Here is a 13,644-nt window from a genome sequence, read left to right on the forward strand (position 1 = left end):
CTCAACTTCCCGTCAGATTCAGCCTGACCCGAACCTGTTTTCCCTCTGAAGGCGCCAGTTCCGCGTCGATCAGGAAGACGCGATCCTCGGGCAACCCGCCCTGCTCGATCAGCCGCTCACGAATGGCCCTGGCGCGCCCTTGTGCCAATAGGCGCAACTCCGACTCCTCAACCGTCATTGCCGGAAAGAGCTGTTGTCGCAGTTCGTCGGCCGTCAACACCCGTTCGACGAATTTCCCCCCCGGGAGCTCTTCACGCTTCATCGGTTGCTTTCCCAACTTCTCCGCATAGAGATCACTCAGGAGTTCAAACTCCCGCGAGGGCGAGGGCACAGCTTGCAGATTTTTGGTTCCCCCCTGAGTAAATCGTCGCTGCACCTCGGTCACAATTTTCTGCAACGCCAGGGCTTCGCGGTCTCGCGCAGGATCGGCCGCACCCGCCACATCCACCCGTAACGCCGGTCGTTCCTGGAGTGCCTTGGCAATCGACTCGACCTTTCGCTGCTCCACACTCTCCAGGACTTCGCTTCCGGCCATGAATTCGATGAACTGCAAGTCTTCACCGCTGCCGCCGACAAGGCCCCCCAGCGCCGAAAACGGAGAGGTGGCCACTTTGGTGATCAGATTGACCAACGCATTCAGCACCACTCGGCCGTAGCGAAAGTCCGGTTCATTCAGATCACCGCGCACCGGCATATCGATATCGATCCGCCCCCGTCGGTCTTTCAACAACCCCACGGCCAGACGAACCGGCAGGCTCGTAGCATCCGGGCTGTCGGTTTTCTCCCCGAAGGTCAGCTGATCGACCAGGACCTTGTTTTCCCCCACAAGTTGCTGCTTCGACACCTGATACATGAGGTCGAGCGAGAGCTTGCCCTTGGTGATCGGATAGCCGACATACTTGCCCGCGTAGGGCGACACCGCCGTCAGGTCGACGCCCTTGAACAGGAAGGTCAGATGCGTATACGTATCCTCGCTCAGGGGATTGATCTGCCCCTGAATCTTGAGCGGTGCCACTTCGTCGACTGTCCCGGTCAGGGCCACCTCCGCTTTCGCGATCTGCTTGGAGGACAGGCCCTTGATCGTACCGCTCAGATTTTGAATCCCGGTTGTGATAACCGGTTCGATCGACTCGTCGATGAACGTGGCCGACAATTTGGACAATCGGACGACATTCACGTCGATGGGAATCGGAGCCGTCGCCTTCTTGACAACTGTCGCCTCAACCGGCTTCGATACCGGCGGCTGTGCCGGACCTTGAGCAGGAGCCTTCATCACACGCGAAAGATTCGTGGTTCCGTCTTTGGCCGTCACAAACCGGATCGCCGGATCGCGCCACGCAATCTCCCCGATCTTCACCCTCGTCGGGGCCACCTCCAGCGCGACCTTGTTCAGCCCCAGTGCCGTCCAGCCAAGGAACTCATGGGCAGACACTCCGTCGGCCACATGCAGACTATTCAGCCCCAGCTGTCCCGTGTACTGGATCATCGGTTCCGGGTCATGTTGGCTGCGATACACCAGCTCCCCGTCCAATTCCAATTCGCCGTCTCTGATTTCAACCTGCATGCGACGGTCGAGATAGGGCTGAAAGGGCCGCAGACCGATATGCGCCAATTTGAGGGTGAGCGCAGTTTGCAGGGGTTCCAGTTGCAGCGTGCCCTTGCTCTCAACGGTGCCCTGTTGATTGAGCCGAAAACCGGCTGACACCGGCCACGAGCCCTTCAACGGCACATGGATCCCGTTCACCGTCACATGCAGGTCATCGATTGCCAACTGCGCCGGCGTCTTTAGACTCCGATCTTCGAACGCCACCTGCGCCTTGGTTACCTCAATCGCCTGCACGTCCACCGACCAGGACTGCCCGGAATCCGTCGCAGGCCGCTGCGGCTCAACCGGGTCCTCCCGGGAAGCCGCAACCGGAGTAAAGAGTGGTTTAAAATTCACGACGCCGTCCTCGGCAAGCCAGGCACGGATCTCTGCACCGCTCAGCGCAATCGTCCCGACTCCCGCCTCCCGCTTTGGAAGGTCCATGCGAATGCCTTCGAACGCCAACGCCGGCACCGTCATGACCGGATCACGCTCCCCCGCCGCAGACAGCCGGAAATCGGACAGTAGGAATTTTCCCTCGTTCACCTGCAGGTTGACCGGAGCAGCCGAAGTATCAAAGTGATACCGGGCATCGACGAGGACGGCCCCGCTCAGGATGTCGAATCGAAATCGATCGCGCAGACTCGGCCAGAACGTGTTGAGTTTGACGTTTGACAGAGAGACATGCCCGTCGGATTCCAGCGGATCGAGGTGGACCGTCCCTTCCCAGGCCAGCGTTTCGCCCTCGCCGAACTCGGCCGAGAAGGCATAGGCGTTTTCACCCCCGCGCCGGGTGCCGAAATTGCGCAGCGTGATCTCAATCGGCACCACATCGATCGTCACCGGTTTGCGTTTCGAATCGTCCCGGTACTCGATGACCCCCTGCCGGATGCTCAGAAGACGGATCTCGACCGGCGGCACAGGGGCGTTCTCCGCCTTGGTATCGGCTGGTGGGGCAAGATCGGCCGGTGAGTCTTGAGACGGCGGCACCAGCCCCAGCAGATTCAACGTGCCATCGGCCCGGATGTGGACAAGGCCAAAGGGGAGGGTCAATCGGATTTCGTCGAACAGATAGGCCGACCGCACCAACGAGGTCCCTTCGAAGTCCACGAAGAGTTCTTCGAACCCCAGCATGGGCGTCTGATCCGGCTCCCGAATCTCGAAGGCCGTCAACATCAGCGAAAAGGTAAATGGATTGATCCGGACGTCACCGAGCACGACAGGGTGCCGAAGACGTTCGGCCAAGGCAGGAATCGCGTAGGTCTTGACGGCATAGGGCGCGACGACAAAACCGAGCAGCGCATAGAGCGCGACGATGCCACAGAGCACAATGAGGGCTGTTCGATACCGCGACAAGAGCGTCATGTCAGGAACACGTTGAGGAGGTGGTGCGCCCGGTTGGAATCGAACCAACGACCCTCAGCTTAGAAGGCCCACCAGAAGCCAATGATATTAATAAAGATTTAGTGTGATTGTATCGCCTAAACGAATGCTAAACCAAGCGAAAATCTTCCTTACAGGTGGGATCAAGTAGGATTAGGTTGGACTGGCATTCGGGAGTGAAACTGGGAGCGAACCGGGAGTAAAACCGGGAGTGGAATTCGGAGGAATTTCTGAAGAACTATCAGGTTCTATCTGGCTAGGACGTGGGCCCTGCATTGTCACGATAAAGTGTGCTCTACCGTAGAACTGAAATCCCCACAAAGATGAATCTGGAGCGTCCCACGCTCTGCAATAGCGGTATTTGAACACCGTGTCGCCTATGTTCACTAAATTTGATGACGTCAGGATTTCAGTGAGTGGTGCGAGATCGGGTCTATAGTGCGTCTCAACCGTCACTCCTGGAGTCAATCTTTGCCGGTAGTGATGCCACATTAGGCCCACCGCTATGCGTTCAACGACTCGCCGTATCCGGAGCGAGTTAAAGCCGATTTGTGCCGCCCTTCCCACGTAAAGGCCCCCTGGTGTCCTTACTTCACAAAGTCTGGCTTGGCTCAGTACCGCTCTGCGCAAACCAAGCCCTGTGTTTGGCATGACTCGTTCCGCCCAGAGTCTGGTTGCGACTGGATCTCTGTATGCGGCCTCACCCGCGACCATGAGACGAAAATATTCGTCATCCAATTTGAATGATTGATTGCAGGTCGGGCAGGCTGGCACCGTTACGAGATTTAGAGGTCTGGGCTTAGGGAAAAGACATTTAGGCGGGACGTGATCTCTCGTAGGTATTAAATTTGTCGCACTACAATAAATGCAGATTAATTCTGGGCCCTTGGAAGGAGGCATTTTATTGTAATCGTATTCCGTTCTTTGGCATGGTTCTATAGCAGATCTATTGTTTGACCTTCTGCGACAAGACCGTCGCATCGCGGGCGATGTACTTATTCGAAAGGCCCAAAGTGCGACTGATTGCGATTTATCGCGCTAGTCTATGAAATATAAAGAGAAAGTGGTCATAGCCGCGCCAACTCGGTTAGGACCATTTATGACCAAATTCGACCTGGAACCGTGACCAAAACCGTGACCAAGAAACTACTTAGATCAGGAAGACACCTTCTAGCTCACAGGATGGAATGGCTCCACGCCCTTTATCTATTATCTATCGAACCCTTGAGTTCATCATGCAACGGCAATCCTAGCACTGCGTGAGTTACATCGAGCTCCCTTGAACAGCGATTTTGGTTTCGAAGCCATAGATGGTCGGCTTATGGCTAAAAGCAACTTCACACCAGTTTGCCAGTCTGAAGTGCTTTGCCGATCCCGAAGGCAATCCGCCGCGATGCCAACGCTTGCGGAAACTCTACCTTAATAGGAGCAAGGTCATTTCCGATTATCCAAGCATGATCTAATCCGGGCTGACCGACGAGTCCCAGGTACTTCGTCTCGGTACGGAGAAACACACATTCGATAACTTTCCAGCTTTCAGCATGAGCACGACCTTCCTTTGCAGCAAACGAGGCAAAGGCCGCTCTTCGCTCGCTAAGAGGGGGTACTTGGGGATCACCTATGACAACAGTGTCGTCAGATACTGGCTCGCGGTCAGCGATCCATCCAGATCCGGTGTATTCGATTAGGAGATCCTGAACGGTCATACCGGATTTGGGTATGTATTCGAGGCAATTGTTTGATGAAATAGCAAAGAATGGCTCATCCTCATCGAACTCGAAAATAACTAGGTCTGAGTCTTGATGCGCGAGAGTAAGAACGAACGGGACATTTTCGCTAGGTGTTCCATCGGTACTGAACTCCAAGGCGAGATATTCGTTCATTTGCAAACGTAATTCCGACATTTCCATGATAGATCACTCAGCAGTAAGAAGAGTGTGTCTATTGGGAACCCCGCCCCTGTCCCCGCGAGTCCAGCCTCGTGATTCTACTTTAACCATATAGATCAAGTGAAGCGGGGGCTGCGCCCCCGATCCCCCCGGCCGTCCGGTCCAATGGTCCGGATCGGCCGGGCGGCCTCGTTGGTCGGAATCTATGCGCGACCAATCTCCCCATGGTTTTAGTACCCCTATTCTCTTCTATACGATTGCAACCAACATTCAAACAGGGCGGCGGCCAAGCTGACGCATCGCCGCCTTTCAAAAGGTTGGAGCATCCTTCCCTCTCACCCGTGAGGGATAGTGGACGGGTGACAGGGAGAAATGGATTAGAACGTATCACCGTCGCCCCGTCAGCCCTGCACACTCCACACAAAGCCAGACTTCGCACATCACGTCGTTCTCCGCATAACAGAACCGCACCCACGCTCGTTCAATTTGGCAGAACTCACAGAGCCGTTCCTTGGTATGTTCAGGACAAAGCCAGGCTTTCCGCGCCCGGTCATAGGTGGTCGCTTCCCGTCCGCAACAGGCCGGGCCGAACAGACTCGGCAGCTTTAGATCGCATCGATGCCAGATCATCCTCACACCTCCTGGTAGACCAGCCCCTTCCCCAGCACGAGTTGCAGAATGGTGCCGCTAAACCAAATGGGATGCCCAGAGAGCAGATCCTCCCAGGTCTTAATGAACACGATTCGAGGGATTTCGATCTCGCCCCTGATCCGGCGATAGGCGTTCCGGGTGGACCACTGGTGGCGCATTTCTTCCCAGAGTCGGCTGATGGGAAAGCCGAGGGACCGTTTCCAGGACCAACACATATTCACGTAGCCGCATTGATCTTGGACGTATTGGCTGATGACGTAGCGGCTCAGCCGGTTCCGGGACCGATGGCTGGGCTGATAGGCCTTGATCCAGACGACTGGAGCCCCGTGGAGGGCCTGCCATTGCGTGGAGAGCCATTCCTGAGAGATCCAGAAGCGGCGAGCACGCTCCCCATCCGGCACCCGCCAAGCCCAAAAGATGTGCAGCACGCCATGCCCTTCTTCCGTCCTGACCTGGTAATACTCCAAGCCCTGAAAGCCGAGTTGACGTTCGATCCGTTGACGCAGTTGCTTGTGATGATACGTCAGCTTCTCCGCATCCCCGCCTTCCGCCGTGGACAGCGTGACCCACAGCACTTGGAACTGGTGGCATTCCCAGAACCAGAGGAGCGACCGCACCCGGTGATAGCCTCGTTTCTGCTTTCGCGTCCATTCCCCCGCCACTGGTTCCCGCCGAAACTCCTTCCAGCGGCTCATCGGGCAGCCTCCGCTTGAGGAATCACCGGCCTCAGGCCGGCAGCCAGAATCCGTTCCAATTCCTCAATGGGAATCCGCACGGCGCGCACCGACGGCTTCACATAGGCGATCTGCCGTTTCAGGATGGCTTTCCTAATCGTGCTTTCTTTGAGCCCTAACCGGTTCGCCGCTTCTCGAATGGTGATCAATTTTGTACTGGGGACCATCGGACACCTCCTTACAGAATGGTTCAAAAATGATCACGGCTGATATTATTGAGCCGTGATTCTTCTTGACACCCATTAGCAAGGCGGAGGTACACTTGCCAAACACATTCCGGTGGAGACGGCCCTTTCGCACGACACATTTTTCGGTGGTGTTGGGATTAAGAACTGAGGGAGGGGTCCACGTGAAAAAGGAGCCGAAGGCATGAGCGCACAGGGACATGCAGAGCAGGACTTTCAATTGGAGTATGAGAAGGCGATGGAGCGTATCCAGACGATGCCAGATGGCGCCGTGGGTTGGATGCTCCGGTTTTTACAGACCGACCTGGAGGCCTTGACGCCCACGGAATGGACGCTGGTGGCGTTTGAGGTCGCGGCCTTTGTCGATGAGACGGGGGAGCGGTATGGCGGGATGATGGCCCCGGAAAGTGGCTGGAGCGTGGAGGGCGTGCCTCATGCGAAGAACTATCAGACGATACCGAGTCGCAAAGAAGCCCTGGACATTCAAGCTACCGTCCTGGAGCAGTTAGAGCTCTATTGGCATGAAGGCTACACCACCTTCACGTTTCCGCAGATGACGCTGGTAGCGGTGTCGCCGGGTGAGGGGTCTGACGAGGCCGGGACGGTCATCGTGAGCGCGAAACGCAAGGCGAAGGAGTTTGAATACCGATTTGTCCACCTCCTGGCCCAAACGGGGGACTACATTCGACGCTGTCCGGAATGCGCCACGATCTTTTTCGCGATCCGACGCGACCAGCTATACTGTCAGCCGCGCTGCCAAAACCGAGTCGCAGCGAGAAAGTGGCGCGAGGCCCAGAAGACCGGGGAGCGAAAGGAGAGCCACCGTGGCAAGAAAAGCAGGAAAGGATAGAGGCATCTGTCAAGGGTCACCCAAATGTCCTCAGTTCGGGGCATCGAAAATTCCCCACCCGGATTACGTCGTCGTCGCGTCGTCCATTCGCACGAGCCCCGCTTTCAGCTTCTCCTTGAGCCGGTAGGAGTGCCCGCGGATATTGATCGTGATCGCGTGGTGGAGCACCCGATCCAGGATCGCCGTCGCGAGCACCCGGTCCCCGAACACCTCCCCCCAGGCGCCGAAACTCTGGTTACTGGTCAGAATCATCGGCCCCTTCTCGTAGCGCCGTGAGATGAGTTGGAAAAACAAATTGGCGCCGGTCCGGTCGATCGGCAGATAGCCAATCTCATCGATGATCAGGAGGCGGGGAATCGTGTACAGCTTCAGCTTGTCGTCCAGCCGATTCTCCGTGAGGGCCCGGGTGAGCGTCGCAATCATGGCGGCCGCGGTGGTGAACAACACGCGATAGCCCTGTTCGATCGCTTTGAGCCCCAACCCAATCGCCAGATGGCTTTTGCCGACGCCGGGCGGCCCGAGCAGCACGACGTTCTCGCCGTGCTCGATGAAGTGGCAGGTCGCGACCTGCTGCAGGTGCTTCTTATCCAGCGAGGGTTGGTAGGTAAAGTCGAAGGCCTCCAGGCTCTTCACGAACGGGAAGCGGGCGAGACTGGTGCGCATCGTGATGTTCTTTTCGGCCTTGGCGGCCACTTCTTCGCCCAGCACCTGGTCGAGGAAGTCGGCGTAGGAGAGGTCCTTGGCCGCCGCCTCTTGCAAGAGCGCATCGAGCCGCTCGCGGCTCTTCAAGAGCCGCAACCGCGTCAACTGTTCACGGAGCCGTTCCAGTTGTGCCGGGTTCATCGCGGCACCTCCTGCGCCGTCGCGCTCCCGCACACCGCCTCATAGCACGCCAGATCCCGCACTTCGACCTCCGGCATCGCGCCCGGAGGCAGGGCCGGGGCCGTCCAAGTGGATCGGCGTTGGCGGGCGGTCCGTGCACTGGCGCCGGGGCCGTGCTCGGGTAGGATGCAGAATTGGTGGGTGCCGGGTAAGACCGGATGCCGCGCGACCTCCCGGTCGCGATGGAAGATGTACACGAGATCGCCCCGGCGCTGCACCTCGACCCGCTGGCCGATGAGGCGGAAGGGCACGGAGTAGCGGTTGGTCGCCAAGCTGACCAAATAGTCCTCGGCCACGATCCGTGAGACACGGGCCTCCTGCTGGAAGCTGCGTTGCCCCGCCAGTGGCACCAGCTGCCCGCGTTCTCGCGCAAAGCGTGCAATGGGGGGTTCGTGGGTCGTGCCGTGCAGCCGACAGTCTGCGATGGTGGCGTTCCATTCATCCAGCTGGGCTTGGAAGTCCACGAGATCGATGAACGTCCGGCCGGGCAGAAAATTCCGCTTCACATACTTCACACCTGATTCGACTTTGCCCTTGGTCTGCGCCCGGTACGGTCGACAGACCCGCGGCTCAAAGCCCCAATAGTCGGCAAACGCTTTGAAGGTGGGATTCCAGATCCGCCGCCCCGTGTCATCCGCGTAACACACGGTGCGTGGGCGATCATAGAGATGCTCCCGGGTGTGGCCGCCGAAATGGGCGAAGGCCCGTTCATGGGATTCGAGAAACTGGGCGAGCCGCTCATCCGCACAGGCGTAATAGAACCCGCGGCGACTGAAGCCCAGCGTGAGCACGAACACGTGGACGACCTGCGGGCCGGCGCGAAAGGACACCAGGGCTTGGCCCCAATCAATCTGACTTTGCTGCCCCGGTGGGGTCTCAAACCGGAGCAGGGCCCGGTCTGCGTGCCCCTGGACTTCGCGCAGCGGGGCCACACACCGCTTCACGGTCTCGTAACTGCCGGTATAGCCGCGGCTTGCCCGCAGCTCCTGATACAGAATCCGCGCCGAGTACCCGACCTGTGGGGCGCGGGTCTGCACAAAGTCGGCATGGGCGGTCAGGAGGGTCTCCGCGACCACCGCCCGCTGGTATGGGCGCCAGGTCGGCTGTCGCAGACTGCGGCGTACGGTCTTGCGATCCAGGTCCAATCGCCGCCCAATCTCAGAAATGGACACGCGCTCCTCATCAAACAACCGCCGGATCTCCGCCCACCGTTCCTGATCCACCATGCACGCCTCCCCAGGTTGGTCCACCTGGACGCGCATGATCGTCGTCTCGCTCGTCTCGTCAAGTCCCATCTCCCGCCTCCTTCTGGTAGAGGGTGGGGAGAATTCAATGACCACACCTGGGGATTATTGGATGACCGCTGACACTCGCGTGCCGTCATCGGCTGGGCGATGGGCCCGCGCTTGACCGGAGAGTTAACCGAACAGGCCCTCCGCATGGTGAAATATCTTGTTGAGAATGGGCCCCTCCACTGCGCTAGAGTCGCAGCGCCATTGAAGGAGGGACAGTATGTCGACGATCACGACCAAGGAGTTGACGACACTGAAGATCCCCAGACGGTATCACCACACCGTCAAGAGCCGCCTCGCCATCGTGCACTATGCAACGGACTTCGGGATCAAAGGAGCGGCCCGGCGGTTCGGCCTGGATCGGAAGACGGTCCGAGCGTGGCGCCGCCGCTTGCAGGCCGCCGGTCTCGTGGGCCTGGTTCCGCGCTACCCGCCGATCCGTGCACGCCGCATTGCGGAGTCGACCGTGGCGTTGATTGAACACGCCCGGCGCGATCTGATGTACGGGGCGGTCCGCACCCGGATTTGGCTCGAGCGTGTCCATCGGATCCGGGTCGCCGCGGCTACGATTCGCCGGATCTGCCACCGGCTCGGCTATCCATCGCTCCGCCGAAAACCCTCACGACGTCCTCGGCAACTAACGCTCTTCAGTCGCGAGCGACCGGGGGACTGTGTCCAGGTGGACGTCAAGGAAGTCAAAGTGGCAGGTGCGAAGTATTTCCAATACACCGCTATCGACGACTGCACGCGCTATCGGATTCTCCGTCTCTATCCCCGGAAAAATCATCAGACCAGTCATACCTTCTTCAGCACCCTTCGGGCCGCGCTCCCATTTCCCATCCGCAAAGTACAGGTCGACAACGGCGCAGAGTTCTCGCTCGCCTTTGCCCTCACGGTTCAACAGGCTGGGGTGCGGCTACGCTACATCAAGCCGCGATGTCCGGAGCAGAACGGCAAAGTCGAACGCAGTCATCGTGTTGATAACGAGGAGTTTTGGAGTCGGTCAACATTTGCCGGTTTCGCACCGGCGGCCGAAGCCGTACTGGCCTGGGAACACCGTTACAACCACGAGCGCTTCTCCATGGCCCTTAATGGCCTCACCCCGGCCGAGAAACTCGCAACATTCATGGCTCCGTCTCCGCTTCCGTCAGGCACCGTCCTCCCGCATCCGGTTCCCGCTTCGACCTCGACCATGGACCCGCCGCCAATCGCGTGTCCTGAGCCACTTGTGCGACGCGTGCTCTGCCACAGTCACGACCTAAACCCTGGGGTCACTTCTTGACAAGTCATTACACATGGCGCTCGCCACGCGGCAGCCCTCAGCAGGACTCCTGCATCACTCCGATCGCGGGGGGCAATATGCGGCAGGGGCCTACCAGCAGTTGCTCACCACGTATGGCATCACGGCCAGCATGAGCCGCACCGGCAATTGCTGGGACAACGCCTGTGTCGAGAGCTTCTTCGGAACATTGAAGCGGGAACTCGTGTACCATCGGCACTATGCCACACGAGCGGAAGCGAAACAGGACATCTTCGAATACATCGAGGTGTTCTACAATCGGACGCGTCGGCACTCGACCCTCGGCTATGACTCCCCGGCCGAGTACGAAGCGAGAGCCGCAGTCGCGTAACCTGGTGTCCATCAAATCGGGGGAAGGTCACACGTCCGTCTGATTTGTGGAGCTGGCGAGAGGAATCGAACCCCCAACCGGCGGTTTACAAAGCAGTCCTGAGCCTCTTTCCTCACATCACTCTACAGCATCAGATCCAATAGAATCGCCTGATCCACCATTGGGTTAGGCGATAGTGCCATGTTGCGTGGAGTTGTCATTCAAAAGGGTAAAAAGGGCGGTTACGGTTACACTTTTGGTTACACTTTTTGAGGTGAGGTCGAGCGTGGACAGGACAGAGAAAGAACCAACGCAGCAATCGAGGCTGTCCCGCTCGGCCGGTGATGCCGGTGCGCGGGGTGGCGCAAGCCACCCGCGCACGGGAGCCGCGCCAGCGGCATCTCCTAAACTTGACAGGAGGACATTTCTCGGCGAACACACCTGGCCTCACATCACACTACCTCCCGCAGGAAACGTCTGGTCCATCACGATTCATGATTTTGGAAAACAATGGGTTGAAATGTCTTGGGGAAGGTTAGATCCGATTCAAGGCAAGAGAGGAGAAAAAGGCGCATCGCGGAATAGAAAGATGAACGAGTCACGGGCACGAGGCCGGGCCAAAGGCACTATTCGGAAGAAATGCCTGACCATCGGAGCCGACCATCTGGTGACCTTGACCTACCGAGCGAATGTGAATGATCGAGACCGTGTCTTACACGATCTGGAACGGCTACGGCGAGCACTCTCGCGATCAGGCTGTTCCATGCCTTATGTCGCGGTCCTGGAACGGCAACAGCGTGGGGCGTTGCATCCGCATCTGGCGGTGAAGGGTTTTCGGGATGTGCGGCTATTGCGGCGGTGCTGGTACAAAATCGTCGGCAATGGTCAGGGACAAGTGAACGTCAGAGGGCCCCGGCCAGGAAGTTCACCGGTTAAACTTGCCCGTTACCTGTCGAAATACATCAGCAAGGATTTCGACAATATGCCGCGTGAGTTTGAAGAGCACAGATACTTTTGCTCATTAGGCGTCAAGGTGCCGACGGAAAAACATGAGTTTATCCTGGACCGAAGGGCAACAGACGTGGAAAGGAAAATGTACAGCCTCATGCGACGAGAGGCGTTACGTCGCGTTGGCGTCTGCTGCCGTCTCACGGAATGGATGGGTGGGGCAGGCACCTACGGCTGGATGGCTGGTTTTGAAGATGCCTCAATCCGGACGGTTAGCAAAACTGATGAAAGTGTGCCGATTGGTCCAAGCCCGTGACAGTTCCACGCCGGAGCATGCTATAGCGCAGGCGTTCTGGGGGAAAGGGGGTGTCGAAGACTCCCCCTTCTACGAAACGTTTATATCGCATCGGTGTTATTGAATTAACCCTCTGCAACTAGTGAATCAATGTGAGCAGGCGATTGAAGCGATTCGATTATCAGCATAAAATGCCTTCAACCCTCTCCCTCAATACTTATTGTCTTTTGTATCACTGTCATAAAAAGGATTGACTGACATATGAATGGTCGCCAAGTCCCCAACGTTGCCTCGACTCCGGCGGAGAATTTGGAAAATATGGATCTCGGCAACGGCTGGACTGTAGCAAGCAGAATCACACGTAAGAAAAGGAGCACGGGGGGGCACTTCTCCATCGGATACAAAGTCGTGGGTGCGCAGGGTAAAGAAGCTTTTATGAAAGCATTGGACTTTTCGGCAGCTTCGCAGTCACAAGATCCTATCCGCGAGCTACAGAAGCTTACTGAGGCATATAACTATGAGCGTGATTTACTGACGAAGTGTAAGAATCGTCGATTAAACCGTGTGATGGTACCCATCATCGATGGCACGATACATGTTCCGGGCTATGGAATTTATAGTCCGGTTTCCTACTTAATATTTGAACTTGCTAAAGGCGACATAAGGGATGTCCTGTCAGATTTCTCAAAGTTTGACCTGGTGTGGTGCCTAAAGTCCCTTCATAACGTAGCAGTGGGGCTGCATCAATTACACAGTTCGGGAATTGCTCATCAGGACCTTAAGCCCTCCAATGTCTTATTCACCAACACTAACGAATCGAAACTCGCCGATCTGGGCAGGGCTACTGCTCAAGACCATCCTTCTCCTATCCATCATTATCAGGTGCCCGGAGATTTAGGCTATGCCCCAATTGATTTGAGTTATACCCCGACAACTGTCGATGGTTTCGAAAAGAGATTTTTGGCAGATTTGTACTTGATGGGAAGTCTATTCTTTTTCCATTTCACAGGTGTAGCAGCGGTCCATGCATTGCGAATGAAGATTCAGGGAGTACCTTTGAGTAATACTTCGTTCCTGGCCGATCTTCCCTACCTTCAACACGCTTACGAAGAGACACTTGTTGATCTGAGGAGGGGAGTTGAGCCACTAGCCGGTGCTCTTGTAGAACCAATTATTCAGATCGTCAGGCAGCTTTGTGAGCCTGATCCTAAAAGGCGTGGTGACCCGCGATGGAAAGATTCCATAGTGCCTAGCTATAACATGGAAACCTATATTTCCAGACTAGACTTGCTCTGCAAAAAGGCCGAGTTGCTGCTATGAGTCTAGGAGCACTAGATAAA

Annotated in this window: 11 protein-coding genes and 1 pseudogene; 5 read left to right on the forward strand and 7 right to left on the reverse strand. The window is 57.1% G+C overall.

Annotated features, from left to right (window positions below; translation table 11 throughout):
- Position 1: 1 nt before the first annotated feature.
- From NSND_RS01485 to NSND_RS01505, 5 genes are all read right to left on the reverse strand, one after another.
- On the reverse strand, positions 2–2,950 hold the full coding sequence (locus NSND_RS01485; RefSeq protein WP_080877283.1) for a DUF748 domain-containing protein: 2,949 nt from the start codon (positions 2,948–2,950) through the stop codon (positions 2–4).
- 1,355 nt (positions 2,951–4,305) lie between these two features.
- The gene (locus NSND_RS01490) at positions 4,306–4,878 is read right to left on the reverse strand and encodes a hypothetical protein (RefSeq protein WP_080877284.1); all 573 of its coding nucleotides are present in this window, start codon (positions 4,876–4,878) and stop codon (positions 4,306–4,308) included.
- Positions 4,879–5,244: 366 nt separating this feature from the next.
- Complete coding sequence (locus tag NSND_RS01495) at positions 5,245–5,487, reverse strand: hypothetical protein (protein ID WP_080877285.1); 243 nt, start codon at positions 5,485–5,487, stop codon at positions 5,245–5,247.
- A 2-nt stretch (positions 5,488–5,489) separates the two neighbouring features.
- Positions 5,490–6,203, reverse strand: a complete 714-nt coding sequence (locus NSND_RS01500) for a hypothetical protein (protein WP_080877286.1) — start codon at positions 6,201–6,203, stop codon at positions 5,490–5,492.
- Entirely contained in the window at positions 6,200–6,409 is a 210-nt protein-coding gene (locus NSND_RS01505; protein ID WP_080877287.1) for a helix-turn-helix transcriptional regulator, read from the reverse strand. The genes NSND_RS01500 and NSND_RS01505 overlap by 4 nt, the downstream gene beginning before the upstream one ends.
- Positions 6,410–6,611: 202 nt before the next feature.
- Between NSND_RS01505 and NSND_RS01510 the strand changes: the two genes are divergently transcribed.
- On the forward strand, positions 6,612–7,277 hold the full coding sequence (locus NSND_RS01510; RefSeq protein ID WP_080877288.1) for a hypothetical protein: 666 nt from the start codon (positions 6,612–6,614) through the stop codon (positions 7,275–7,277).
- A gap of 63 nt (positions 7,278–7,340) precedes the next feature.
- On the opposite strand, the gene istB is transcribed toward NSND_RS01510, so the two are convergent.
- Together istB and istA are read right to left on the reverse strand one after the other, a co-directional pair.
- Entirely contained in the window at positions 7,341–8,105 is a 765-nt protein-coding gene (gene istB / locus NSND_RS01515; protein WP_369974234.1) for an IS21-like element helper ATPase IstB, read from the reverse strand.
- 11 nt (positions 8,106–8,116) lie between these two features.
- Positions 8,117–9,454, reverse strand: a complete 1,338-nt coding sequence (istA, locus tag NSND_RS01520; protein WP_080877289.1) for an IS21 family transposase — start codon at positions 9,452–9,454, stop codon at positions 8,117–8,119.
- Positions 9,455–9,671: 217 nt separating this feature from the next.
- Here istA and NSND_RS01525 point away from each other — a divergent pair, with 217 nt between their 5' ends.
- The 4 genes and pseudogenes from NSND_RS01525 (at position 9,672) to NSND_RS01540 (ending at position 13,624) form a co-directional block, all read left to right on the forward strand.
- Complete coding sequence (locus NSND_RS01525; protein ID WP_080877290.1) at positions 9,672–10,733, forward strand: integrase core domain-containing protein; 1,062 nt, start codon at positions 9,672–9,674, stop codon at positions 10,731–10,733.
- Between the two features lie 7 nt (positions 10,734–10,740).
- A pseudogene (locus tag NSND_RS01530) lies at positions 10,741–11,082 on the forward strand (IS3 family transposase); the annotation flags it as partial.
- Between the two features lie 742 nt (positions 11,083–11,824).
- A complete protein-coding gene (locus NSND_RS01535; RefSeq protein ID WP_143833342.1) occupies positions 11,825–12,325 on the forward strand; it encodes a rolling circle replication-associated protein in 501 nt (166 codons plus the stop codon).
- Between the two features lie 240 nt (positions 12,326–12,565).
- Positions 12,566–13,624: a protein kinase domain-containing protein gene (locus NSND_RS01540; protein ID WP_080877293.1), complete on the forward strand. Its 1,059-nt coding sequence runs from the start codon at positions 12,566–12,568 to the stop codon at positions 13,622–13,624.
- The last annotated feature ends 20 nt before the right edge of the window (positions 13,625–13,644 follow it).

Source organism: Nitrospira sp. ND1 (genome assembly GCF_900170025.1).
Taxonomy (GTDB): Bacteria; Nitrospirota; Nitrospiria; order Nitrospirales; family Nitrospiraceae; genus Nitrospira_A.

What these genes read in the sequence shown, in the direction of transcription:
- NSND_RS01525 (WP_080877290.1), top strand. Translation starts at nt 9,672, where the DNA reads ATGTCGACGATCACGACCAAGGAGTTGACGACACTGAAGATCCCCAGA.
- NSND_RS01485 (WP_080877283.1), bottom strand. Translation starts at nt 2,950, where the DNA reads ATGACGCTCTTGTCGCGGTATCGAACAGCCCTCATTGTGCTCTGTGGC.
- NSND_RS01510 (WP_080877288.1), top strand. Translation starts at nt 6,612, where the DNA reads ATGAGCGCACAGGGACATGCAGAGCAGGACTTTCAATTGGAGTATGAG.
- NSND_RS01490 (WP_080877284.1), bottom strand. Translation starts at nt 4,878, where the DNA reads ATGGAAATGTCGGAATTACGTTTGCAAATGAACGAATATCTCGCCTTG.
- NSND_RS01540 (WP_080877293.1), top strand. Translation starts at nt 12,566, where the DNA reads ATGAATGGTCGCCAAGTCCCCAACGTTGCCTCGACTCCGGCGGAGAAT.
- istA (WP_080877289.1), bottom strand. Translation starts at nt 9,454, where the DNA reads ATGGGACTTGACGAGACGAGCGAGACGACGATCATGCGCGTCCAGGTG.
- NSND_RS01535 (WP_143833342.1), top strand. Translation starts at nt 11,825, where the DNA reads ATGCCTTATGTCGCGGTCCTGGAACGGCAACAGCGTGGGGCGTTGCAT.
- NSND_RS01500 (WP_080877286.1), bottom strand. Translation starts at nt 6,203, where the DNA reads ATGAGCCGCTGGAAGGAGTTTCGGCGGGAACCAGTGGCGGGGGAATGG.
- NSND_RS01495 (WP_080877285.1), bottom strand. Translation starts at nt 5,487, where the DNA reads ATGATCTGGCATCGATGCGATCTAAAGCTGCCGAGTCTGTTCGGCCCG.
- NSND_RS01505 (WP_080877287.1), bottom strand. Translation starts at nt 6,409, where the DNA reads ATGGTCCCCAGTACAAAATTGATCACCATTCGAGAAGCGGCGAACCGG.